Here is an 11,950-nt window from a genome sequence, read left to right on the forward strand (position 1 = left end):
AAACTAAGCGTCTGGTTTAAATAAACCAATCACTTGTTCAGCTTGTTTACTGGCATTTTTAACCTGCGCGCTGGTTTGACTTTGTGTGTGACCACAATCAACACACTCTATATTTTCAACACCAGCCTGAAAAAATAATAACAGGCTATCTTGAGCTTTGCATTTTGGACATACAGCCCCAGCAATAAATCGTTTCTTTTGTTTCATGTAAACAACCGTTTAACTATATTTAGCTATCTGAGTTTAGTTATCTTAACCCGAAGACTTTTGCCGTATACTGTTACAGCAAATATTACAATAAGCAAATAATACACTAACAGACAGTTTATGATCACATTAAATAAAGTTTCCTTACAACGCGGACAGTCATTTTTACTAGAAAACGCAAGTGCAAATATATTTGCTGGCCAAAAAGTAGGTTTGGTCGGTAAAAATGGCTGTGGGAAGTCCAGCTTGTTTGCCTTATTTAACGGACGACTTCATGTAGACCAAGGTGACTTTTCATTACCAGCTAATTGGGCTATCGCCAATGTAAAACAAGAAACACCCGCTCTTGAAACTTCAGCGCTGGACTATGCAATCGATGGCGATCATGAATATCGCGTATTATGTCAAAAGATAGCGAAAGCGGAAGCGCAACAGCAGGGTGAGAAACTCGCAACCCTGTATAACGAGATGGAACATATTCAAGGTTACAGTATTCACGCCCGTGCCGGTCAGCTACTAGCGGGCTTAGGCTTTGATGAACAGCAGCAACAGCAAAGTGTCAGTTCTTTTTCTGGTGGTTGGAGAATGCGTTTAAACCTAGCCCAAGCGCTGCTTTGTCGTTCAGACTTATTGTTGCTAGATGAACCAACCAACCACCTCGATTTAGATGCTGTCATTTGGCTGACAAAGTTTTTACTTCAATATCAAGGCACGCTTGTCGTTATCTCACACGATAGAGATTTTTTAGATCAAACCTGTAGCCACATTTTGCACATAGAAAATCAACAAATTAACAGTTATACCGGAAATTATTCAGCATTTGAAATTCAAAGGGCAGCGCAACTAGAACAACAGCAAGCAATGCACGAAAAGCAACAACGCGAACGCGCGCACATGCAAGCATTCATCGCTAGGTTTAAAGCGAAAGCCAGCAAGGCGAAACAAGCTCAATCTCGTGTCAAAGCACTGGCAAGAATGGAAGAAATCGCACCAGCACACGTAGACAGTCAGTTTAATTTTGAATTTCGCGAGCCAGAGAAAAATCCAAATCCACTTATTCGTTTAAATCAAGTTCAGGCAGGGTATGATAAGCCCCTACTAAATAGAATCGAAATTAACCTAGTACCGGGTAGCCGAATTGGATTATTGGGTCGTAATGGTGCCGGTAAATCAACATTGATAAAGCTGCTTGCCGGCGATTTAGCACCGTTAGCAGGTGAAGTGGTTCGCAGTGCAGGCCTGAATATAGGTTATTTTGCACAGCACCAACTTGAACAGCTGGATCAAGAAGCAACCCCGCTGATTCATCTACAAAGACTTGCGCTAAAAGAAACAGAACAAAAATTGCGAGACTACTTGGGTGGGTTCGGATTTTCAGAGGATCAGGCAACCGCCAACATAGCCCCGTTTTCAGGTGGTGAAAAAGCCCGACTGGTACTTGCATTGTTAGTCTGGCAAAAACCGAACTTACTACTACTGGATGAACCAACGAACCACTTAGATCTAGATATGCGGCATGCTCTAACGATGGCCTTGCAAAGTTACAGCGGTGCTATGTTAATCGTTTCGCATGACAGGCATATTTTGCGCAGTACCTGCGATGACTTTTATTTGGTTGCAAACGGCCAAGTTGAAATGTTTAGCGGTGATTTAGAAGACTATGAAAAATGGTTAACTGAACAGCAAAAGTTAAATCAGACAAAACCGACATCGGAAAATAAACAAAACTCAGCACAAAACCGAAAAGACAACAAACGCAAAGAAGCTGAATTCAGACAAAAAACCAAACCATTGCGCACACAGCTGGAAAAATATATGCAGCAAGTTGAAAAGCTGCAAAACCAGCTAGATGTGATAGAACAGCAATTAGCTGACAGTGAATTATATACGGATGAAAATAAATCAAAACTAACCGAACTGATTAAACAACAAGCAGAACTCAAACCGAAACTGGAAGAAGTAGAAGAACTCTGGATGGAAACAGAAGAAACACTTAATCAAGCACAAATAGAATTCGAACAGTCATGCAACAGCTAAATGAGCACCTTGTCTGGCAAATGTGCGGCGCGCTCTATGCGCATAATATCGTACAGACAAACTGTCTTTTGTGGCAAAATCAAAGCCAACTTAACGTTAATATAATACTGATATTTGCACTGCTGGAAAGCCAGCAGTATACATTTCAGCCGGCTCATTTAGATCAAGTCATCATAGCTGTCGAAGACTTTAATCAAGCACACACGCAATTAATCCGCCAAGCTCGTTTTAGCTGGCGCGCGCATGCCGATAAAAACAACTCGTACATTGTGATAAAAGAAAAATTATTATCAGCAGAATTAGAGTTTGAAAAGCAAGAACAAAAAATAATTATTGAAGTGCTCTATTCCGGCCGCCACACCTTCCTAAATCGGCCGTTAAAACAAAGTCCATTATCTTATTATTTTGCGACGAAAAGTATCACTGCTGACTACCATTGGTTATTAGAACTCGCTGCCACTCAATGGGGTAAAGTTTCAGGTTGAACCTGATACTGCAAGATGTCCAGAGCGCTCAACGGTCGACTGAATAAAAATCCTTGTGCGACATCACAATCCAAGGCGCGTAAAAAATCTACTTGTTTTAAATTTTCAACGCCTTCAGCGACCACCTGATAACCTAAACTTTTAGCCATCGCAATAACAGTTTTGACAATAATCTCATCTTCCACTTCAACACCAATATCGCGAATAAATGAACGGTCTATTTTTATCGTCTCCACCGGCAGTTTTTTCAAATAAGCTAAAGATGAATACCCTGTACCAAAATCATCAATCGAAAAATGTGTACCCAATTGGCGCAACTGCTCCATCAATAGAAAAGAATTTTCACCATGTATCATCATGGTATGTTCAGTAATTTCCAGCTCTACACATTGCATCGGCAATTTATACTTAGCCAATGCAGACTGTAAAGTTTCGATAAACTTCAGATCTTTAAGTTGAGCTGGCGATAAATTAATGGCTAAGTTTAAATTAAACAACCCATGAGACTGCCAGAAACGATAGTCTTTTAAAGCCTGTTCGATGACCCACTGTCCAACGGGTAAAATTAACCCAGACTCTTCTAACAGTGGCACAAATTTATCCGGTGCAATCATCCCTTTTTCTGGATGCTGCCAGCGTAATAAAGCTTCAACGCCCGTCATTTTGCCAGTTCGCAAGCATATTTTGGGTTGATACTGCAAACAAAACTCTTGCTGTTGCAACGCTCTATGTAATTCAGACTCGAGCGTCAACAATTCAAAAGCGTGTGCATTCATCTCTTGTTGATAAAACATAAAAGCGTTACGCCCTTGTGCTTTAGCTCGATACATAGCCACATCTGCATTTTTCAACAAAGTTAAACTATCATCCCCATCAGCTGGATAGACAGCAATACCAATACTCGTTGTAATAAATAACTCACGTTCAGCTAGTTTTATTGGTTGGTTTATCAGTTCAATTATTTCAGAAGCGGTTTGCCGAATGCTCTCATCATCTTTAACATTATTTAAAATGACCGCAAACTCATCCCCGCCTAAACGAGCGACGGTGTCGCTGCCTCGCAAACGCTGCTGTAACTTTTTAGAAACCTGCTTTAATAACAAGTCTCCCACTTCGTGTCCCAACGAGTCGTTAATACGTTTAAAGTGATCAATGTCAAAAAATAACAGTGCTATTTTTTGCCGATATCGCTTTGCTGTTTGTAAACTACTTTTCAAGCGATCATTAAAAAGAGCACGATTGGGTAAATTGGTCAAAGAGTCATGAAAAGCCAGATGATGTAAATTTGCCTGAAATTCCATTCTCTCAGTTATATCTTTGCCGGTAGAAACAAAATGGGTTATTTCCCCTTCTTCATTTTTTAATGGTGTAATGGTTTTTTCTTCATAAAAAACTGACCCATCTTTATTTTGATTTACAAAAACATCGCGAAATGAGTGGCCCGCAAGTATTTGTTTCCACAACTTTCTCATAAAGGCTGAATTGTGTTGTTTCGACTTAAATAATGCAGGGGTTTGTCCAATCACCTCTTCCAACTGATAGCCAGTCACACTCAAAAGCGCCTGATTGACATATTCGATAATGCCATTTTTGTCTGTAATCATAACCAGATCGGCACTTTGCTCCAACGCACTAGACAACTGTTTCATTTTATCTTGTGCGCGTTTGCGAGAGCGAATATCTAAAAGGGAAACGCGTAATAAACTCGCGCCCTGCCATTGAATCGAGACTAAGCGTAATTCGCAGTCGATAGCCGTCCCAGATTGATGTTGTATTTTAATTTCAGCAAGCGGAGCTAAACAGGAAAGTGCTTGTTGCACCAAATTATCGAAAGTGCGTCCTGCACCGGCTAGCTTACCATCGTGTTTAATAATAAAAGACTCTAAAGACTGTCCCAGAAGGCGATGTGCCGAAATGCCAAATAATGAACCTGCTTTTGAATTCGCATGCAATATCTGCAGGCTTTTCCTATCCAATAAAACAATTGCTTCAGGCGCATTTTCAATCAATGCCTGGTTGGTTAATTCAATTTGTTCTAAAGCGGTTTGGGTTTGCTTGTACTGGGTTACATCTCTTAAAACACTGACGCGAACTAAGTCTCCACGGTAATGCATCCGCTTTGAACTTAATTCCAGAATCAATAACTTACCGGTTAAAGAACGTGCTTTAACTTCAAATTTTTCAACCGTATCATAATGCATCGCCTGTATAACTAATGTTTTATACTCTGGCAGTAACATAGCAGTGAAATCATGCGTCATAATTTCTTTGCGACTCCCTTCGAATATCCGACAACAAGCATCATTCAACTCAATGATATGTCCTCCTTGATGAATCAAAATTCCATCAACGGTAACTTTGTCAAATACCTGTAGGCGCTCTTTAGCTTCAGCCAGTTCATCTAGCATACCTCGACGCGAAGAATCATCCATCACCCCCGCAATTGCGCCTCGATACTGCCCCTGCTCATCAAATACCGGCCAAGTTACCAAATTGGTATAGACTGCAAACCCTTCTTTGTGAATAAATACACTTTCTCGTTGCTCTTCTTGCCCCTCTCGCCGTCGTGCTAAGTTTATTTTGGCTTTTTCTATTCCATTCTCGTCAAGAAATTCAAACAGATGTTTATTTAACATTTGTTCAACAGTGTAACCAAGCATTTCAGCCATACTGGGATTCACATAAGTTGTGCGGCAATGTTCATCTATCACCCAGATTCCGGAGCGAGCAGAGTGCACGAGTTGTTCGAAAAATTTTTCGTTGTATTCCATTTACGGGTACTTAGCAGGTAAAAGAGACAATTAATTAACAAGATAATAACAGTTCTAATTTACCGCAATAAACCTTGTGAGTCTAATGCTTTAAGCGTTTAGTGGGTATTTATTAATCAATAAATGATTAAAAACCTTCATTATGGTTTTATAAGTTGACCTAATAAGCCAAAATACTGCAGAAATAATGCGGATATTCGGTTGCGGTGTATATTACTAGGAAATAAACCCAGTTCAGCTTCCTGACTTTTTTTACTACCAGAGACTAAAAATGCATTTTTAATCTTTGCATCCTGAATGCAGGCTTCAAAACAGCGAGCAGCTATCTCTTCAGGTAACGCGTAATACACTTGCTGCAAAGATTCATCTACCAATCGGGATTTTAAAAATAGTTCACTGGCACTTTGCCCGTCTTGCGATAAAAACATCTCAGCATATACACTGGCCAACCGTTGATTGAGATCATGCACAATCATATTAGATTGCAACAACCATGCATGTGACGCAAATTTCGCCTTGGGTGCAACTAGAAACTTCTTACATATGTAATGATCAAATGCATGAAACCATTCATGTGCCAGCGCACCACCACCGGCATTTTTTGCCATCGCTAAAACTTGCCGATTAACTTCATAGTGCGCTTGCATCCCTGGTTGGCCGCCTGTGCCAAAAGCCAAAGATAAGGTTTGTCGTAAAGATAATGTCTGAGGAGGGATCTGCAATATTGCAGCCAAATCATGCAACGCATCATAAATCAGATTAGCCGCTATCTGCTGCTCTTGCTGAGTCACCCAGCGGCCAATATGTATTGCCCGAAAGCCGAATTCACGACGAATATCCGAAAAACTAACATCGCCGTGTCGGTGTTGCGGTCCATTACGATAAAAATGACGTCGTAACCGGCCAGTACTTTTAGCGGTTTGCAACATTAGCAATTATTTGACTAGCGCCGTTTAAACAGCGCTTTTAAGCTCTCTTTGACGTTTAATTTCGAACAATGTTACACCCGTTGCAACACTGACATTTAAACTAGAGACCTGCCCCGCCATTGGAATCGCAATCAATTCATCACAGGTTTCACGTGTTAGACGACGCATACCACTGCCCTCAGCGCCCATCACTAAAGCAATTGGCCCATCTAAACTGGCTTGATATAGTGTTTGTGTCGCTTCCCCTGCTGTGCCGACTACCCAAACGCCTTTTTGCTGTATATCACGCAACGTTCTGGCTAAATTTGTCACTTGAATAAAGGGCACCGATTCTGCTGCACCACATGCAACTTTTTTAGCAACCCCCGTTAATCCAGCAGACTTATCTTTGGGTACAATTAACGCATCAACGCCGGCTGCATCTGCGGTGCGCAAACAAGCGCCGATGTTGTGCGGATCAGTTACCCCATCCAGCACAAGTAAAAACGCGGGCCTGTTGAGCTTATCTAATATTTCGTATAAATCATTTTCAGTGAGCGCTGGCGCAGCTTGTACCCGTGCGACAATGCCCTGATGTTGCTCACCAGCGGCTTTATCATCCAGCGCTTTGCGCTGACAAAATTGAATTGAAACACCTTGTTTACGCAACTGACTCACTATTTTATTCAACCGCTCGTCATTGCGTCCTTTTAAACAAAATACTTCGATAAATCTATGTGGGGCATTTTGCAATAAAGATTCAACTGCATGCATGCCAAAGATTAATTCTGCTTTACTCAATTTTTGCTCCGCTTACTGGATGATTTTTTTGCATGTTTGCTGGTTGTTTTACCAGCCACTCGTTTTTTACCTGAAGATTTCTTTTTCTTCTTAGCTGACGGTTGCTCGGCTTTTTCAGCTTTCATAAGTGCTTGCGTCGGACTCTGTTTCTTGCCATGGCTTACACCACTATTTGAGTTTTTTGCGGTTTTGCTGCCAGTTTGTTTTTTATGTCGGTGACTGCTTTTTGCAGCCTTATCTGTCGACTTGTCATTTAAAACAAAATCTATTTTCTTGTCATCCAGATTAACGCTAACAACTCTTATCTCGACGGTATCCCCTAACTTAAAGACGCGTCTGTGCTGTTCACCAATCAGTCTGTGCTTGGCATTATCATATATATAAAAGTCACTTGCCAGACTGCTAACATGCACCAACCCTTCGATAAAAATTTCATCTAAACGAACAAAAAAGCCAAAGCTGGTAACCGCTGAAATGACACCGCTAAAAGTATCACCAACATGATCTTGCATAAACTCGCATTTTAACCAGTTAGCAACGTCGCGAGTCGCTTCATCCGCGCGCCTTTCAGCCATCGATGTATGTACACCTAACTCATCCATTTCCTGTGGTTGATAGACATGCTCGCCATTTTTTCGCTGCAACTCTCCTTGTTTGAGCAAAACACCTTTTATTGCGCGGTGCAGTATCAAATCCGGATAGCGGCGAATAGGAGAAGTAAAGTGCGCATAGGCGGGTAATGCCAAGCCAAAATGGCCCACATTTTCCGGGCTATAAACCGCCTGTTTCATTGAGCGCAATAACATAGTTTGAATAAGCTCTTGATCAGGTCGCCCTTCAATACGCTCAACCAAGTACTTTAAATCAGATGGTGATACTTCATCTTTAAACGCGAAATTAATCCCCAACTCACCCAAAAAGCCAATAAACTGCGCTAGTTTTTCACCATCGGGCGCATCATGTACGCGAAATAACGCCTGTGACTGATGTTTATTAATAAAACGTGCAGCTGCCACATTTGCCTGAATCATACATTCTTCGATGATTTTATGTGCATCGTTGCGGACAACAAGCTCCACTGATTCAATTTTTCGTTGCGCGTTAAAAATAAATTTAGGCTCAGCGGTTTCAAACTCAATCGCACCACGTGCATGGCGAGACTGCTTGAGCACCTGATACATAGCATGCAATTCAGTTAGGTGTGGTACTAATTTCTGATAACGATTAATTAAAACCTCGTCACCTTTTAAAATCTGGCTAACCTTGTTATACGTCAAGCGGGCATGTGAATTCATAACCGCCTGATAAAATTTATAGCCAGATAAGCGCCCCTGTTCACTGATGGTCATTTCACAAACCATACATAGACGATCAACTTGGGGGTTTAAAGAACATAAGCCATTAGACAGTTTTTCCGGCAACATGGGGATCACTTGCTCAGGAAAATAAACTGAAGTGCCTCGTTGTTGCGCTTCTTCATCTAACCCGGTACCCGGCCTGACATAATAACTGACATCCGCAATGGCAACCCATAAACGCCAACCGCCTGATTTTTTGCGTTCGCAATAGACAGCATCATCAAAATCACGTGCATCTTCACCATCTATCGTCACCAATGGCAATTGGCGTAAATCAACACGCCCTTCTTTTGCAGACTCAGGTACTTCGTCCGGTATGGCATTGACCGCTTTGCTAACCGCTTTTGGCCACTGATGAGGTATTTCATATTTGCGCAGAGCAACTTCAATCTCCATGCCCGGTGCCATATGCTCACCCAGAACCTCTACTATTTTGCCTGTAGCGTTCATTTTACGGTTGGGTCTGGTGTGTAATTCAACAACCACCATTTGGCCATTTCTGGCACCTTGTTTAAACTCGGGCGGGACAATAACTTCCTGACAGATACGGCTATCGTCAGGCATCACATATGCGATGCCTTGCTCAACAAAAAAACGACCAACGATGGCTTCTTTGCGACTTTTTAAAACTCGGATAATGCGGCATTCTTTTCGGCCTCTGGAATCCGTACCCGCACTTTTCACCAGCACCAAATCGCCATGCAGCACACTGTGCATTTGATGGTGAGGAATAAATAAATCCTTCGTCCCTTTGTCTAAATGCACGAAACCAAAACCATCTCTATGACCGATGACTGAGCCGACAAATAACCCCAATTGAGCAGCGGTGCCATATGTGTTATCTCTATCGCGGATCACCTGCCCTTCACTTTCTAACGCCAGTAAACAGTTTTGCAATTCTGTCTCGGCATCTAAACCAACAATGTTTAAATGCTGACATAATGCTAAATAGCTCACTGTTTGACTTTGATTTTTAACAAACTCGACAACTTTGTCTGCGAGTAGAGGGTGGAAGAGTAAATTTTGATCTGTTTTTTGTTGTGCTTTCATCCGATACCATGTTTATTTTTTATGCGTTAAGTATACCTTAACCGCCCTAAATTGCGAGTTTATAACAGTAAAGAATGGAGCGCTTAAATGGAATATGCAACGGGCAAGTCAATGCAATCTGATGACACATCAACCCACGCAGTTACTTATACAGCGGTATAATCGGCAACAATGCGTTTTAATTGCGGCAAGGAAATTTCACTTTGTTTTGCCAACTTTGCTTGCTCGCACAAAACATCATTTAATATTTCTTGGGTGGTCAGCGGATTCGCTAATACAACTCTAAACACAGTGACAATTTGACCTTGATATTTTTTGACATTAATTCGCGTTCGGCTGACAAAAGACTTACCCGCCTCACGCTGCCTTTTCTGAATAAAACGCGTTAAATCGTCCAAATATTGGTTTATTTCAGTTGTTAACTCTGTATCCGCATGTTTCAGTATATTTTGTACCTCAGTAGGAACAAAACGATAGGTTAAAATGCATAGCTCGGGTCTGGAGATAAGTTCAAACTGACTTGCATTATCTATCAACTCGGCAAAATAACGCGCTTGCTGTAAACTTCTATCTATCAATAATTGATAACCTTGGCGACCCAATATCTTTAATGCCGAATACACCAGCATCGCCATCCCAGGTCTAGACCCCTCAAGGGTATGAGAACCTAAATCTTTAGAGCCCTTGCGCAATACATATTCAGCATGATGTTCTATTTCGGTTGCCATTTCAGGGGTTTTGAACAACACCATGCCTGCGCCCATAGGTACATACATTTGCTTATGTGCATCAATTGTCACACTATCCGCGCGCTCAATACCATTTAACAGCGATTTATGGGTTTCTGAAAATAACGTTGCTCCGCCCCAAGCGGCATCGACATGGAAATGACAGTCTAGTTCTTTCGCTAAATCTGCCAGTTCATCTAACGGATCAACATTACCCGTCTCTGTTGTCCCCGCAACCCCGACAATCGCCAAAACTTTGATATTTTGCTTTTCGAGTTGTTGCGCTTGTCGCCGCATTTCATCGGCTTTAACCTTATGGTTTTCGTCCACTTCGACCGCAATGAGTTCGTCTCGGCCAAGCCCTAAGATATCCGCGGCTTTTGATAGTGAGTAGTGACCACGACGGGAAACTAATATAGCCAGACCTTGGTAGCCGTAATGCTGCATAGCCTTAAACATACCGACACGGCTGATACCCGGAAAATCTTTGTCACGTTTAAACAGATTGTTTCTAGCAACCCAAAGCGCTGTAATATTAGCAACCGTACCACCCGAACAAAACGCCCCTAAAGAATCAGATTCTGAATGCATATACTTTTCGTAAAACGCGTTATCTCGGCGATAAATCAGTCCGTGCATCATCCCAAGTACTTGACGCTCTAGCGGGGTAAAAGCTTTTGAGGTTTCGATTTTGACTAAATTTTGATTCAGGGCAATCAAGATTTTAGACAGTGGTAGCATAAAATAAGGCAATGCGGATGTCATATGACCAATAAAACTAGGTGCTGCCGTGTGTACTGACTGGGCCACTAATTTTTCTAATAAAAAGCTAGTGTGTTCAGAGACAAATGTCGGATTATCCGGTATTTCGGGATCACAAAAGTCACGTTCAATATCGCTTAAAGATATTGCCCGCGCAACCAAATGCTCATTTAAAAAGCCGGCCAAATTATGAGAGATTTCACGCTCAATTCGTCCAAGCGTAGAATTTGGCGCTTCCGGTACTGTAAATATGCGGTGCAAAGACTGCAAATCGGCCTTCGCGACTTTCGTAATTTCTTCTTTCACCCGAATAAAAATAATCAATTGGTCATTAATCTGACAACTGTAATTAAGTTTAGGTTACTTGTCTCGTATAACTGCTAAAAAATTTTCATATCTGGTTATAATTCGAACAAAAACTAAGAAAAAACTGTACAATTGATAATTAGACTTATAAGATAACTGTATATTTAAACAGTAGGGGTGAAATTTATGGCTGTTAAAGCGTTATGGCAATGTGATCGGGATGGCAAAATGTTTACCAGTAAAAAAGAAGCAGACGCGCATGATCAAATGTTAGAACTTGCTGAAGCAATTTCAACTGCAATTGAAGAGAATGTGCCAGGCATTGAAAGTGATAAATTAGATGACATAGGTCGTTTAATTGCCCGCAATAAAGATTTATTCGCAAAAGCGTTTAAAGGCAAAGCGAGTGAGTTGGCTAATCTGGATTTTGCTGAACCGGTAGACGATAACGACAAAGTTGCTAAGTTAACAAAAGTCGGTTAAAAACTATACAGGATCACTTTCACCTTCTAGACTTATGATAAGTCTGTCAATCTC

The 11,950-nt window shown here is 41.3% G+C and carries 9 protein-coding genes; 3 read left to right on the forward strand and 6 right to left on the reverse strand.

Annotated features, from left to right (window positions below; translation table 11 throughout):
- Window positions 1-3: 3 nt before the first annotated feature.
- On the reverse strand, window positions 4-207 hold the full coding sequence (locus FNT16_RS05055) for a YheV family putative zinc ribbon protein (RefSeq protein WP_143870514.1): 204 nt from the start codon (window positions 205-207) through the stop codon (window positions 4-6).
- Window positions 208-327: 120 nt separating this feature from the next.
- On the opposite strand from FNT16_RS05055, the gene FNT16_RS05060 reads away from it, so the two are divergent.
- Both FNT16_RS05060 and FNT16_RS05065 read left to right on the forward strand, forming a co-directional pair.
- Complete coding sequence (locus tag FNT16_RS05060) at window positions 328-2,244, forward strand: ABC transporter ATP-binding protein (RefSeq protein ID WP_143870515.1); 1,917 nt, start codon at window positions 328-330, stop codon at window positions 2,242-2,244.
- Window positions 2,232-2,729: a TIGR02444 family protein gene (locus FNT16_RS05065; RefSeq protein WP_143870516.1), complete on the forward strand. Its 498-nt coding sequence runs from the start codon at window positions 2,232-2,234 to the stop codon at window positions 2,727-2,729. Before FNT16_RS05060 ends, FNT16_RS05065 begins: the two co-directional genes overlap by 13 nt.
- On the opposite strand, the gene FNT16_RS05070 is transcribed toward FNT16_RS05065, so the two are convergent.
- From FNT16_RS05070 to panP, 5 genes are all read right to left on the reverse strand, one after another.
- Entirely contained in the window at window positions 2,705-5,500 is a 2,796-nt protein-coding gene (locus tag FNT16_RS05070) for an EAL domain-containing protein (RefSeq protein WP_143870517.1), read from the reverse strand. The genes FNT16_RS05065 and FNT16_RS05070 overlap by 25 nt on opposite strands.
- A gap of 140 nt (window positions 5,501-5,640) precedes the next feature.
- Complete coding sequence (locus FNT16_RS05075) at window positions 5,641-6,429, reverse strand: CLCA_X family protein (RefSeq protein ID WP_143870518.1); 789 nt, start codon at window positions 6,427-6,429, stop codon at window positions 5,641-5,643.
- A gap of 24 nt (window positions 6,430-6,453) precedes the next feature.
- Entirely contained in the window at window positions 6,454-7,209 is a 756-nt protein-coding gene (rlmB, locus tag FNT16_RS05080; RefSeq protein WP_143870519.1) for a 23S rRNA (guanosine(2251)-2'-O)-methyltransferase RlmB, read from the reverse strand.
- Window positions 7,206-9,617 (reverse strand): ribonuclease R, encoded by a 2,412-nt coding sequence (rnr, locus tag FNT16_RS05085; RefSeq protein WP_143870520.1) that lies wholly within the window; start codon window positions 9,615-9,617, stop codon window positions 7,206-7,208. The genes rlmB and rnr overlap by 4 nt, the downstream gene beginning before the upstream one ends.
- Window positions 9,618-9,763: 146 nt before the next feature.
- Window positions 9,764-11,413, reverse strand: coding sequence for a pyridoxal-dependent aspartate 1-decarboxylase PanP (gene panP / locus FNT16_RS05090; RefSeq protein ID WP_425456700.1), 1,650 nt, complete (start codon window positions 11,411-11,413; stop codon window positions 9,764-9,766).
- Between the two features lie 186 nt (window positions 11,414-11,599).
- On the opposite strand from panP, the gene FNT16_RS05095 reads away from it, so the two are divergent.
- Complete coding sequence (locus FNT16_RS05095) at window positions 11,600-11,896, forward strand: YebG family protein (RefSeq protein WP_143870522.1); 297 nt, start codon at window positions 11,600-11,602, stop codon at window positions 11,894-11,896.
- Window positions 11,897-11,950 lie beyond the last annotated feature (54 nt).

The organism is Catenovulum sediminis, from assembly GCF_007289895.1.
GTDB classification, from domain to species: Bacteria; Pseudomonadota; Gammaproteobacteria; order Enterobacterales; family Alteromonadaceae; genus Catenovulum; species Catenovulum sediminis.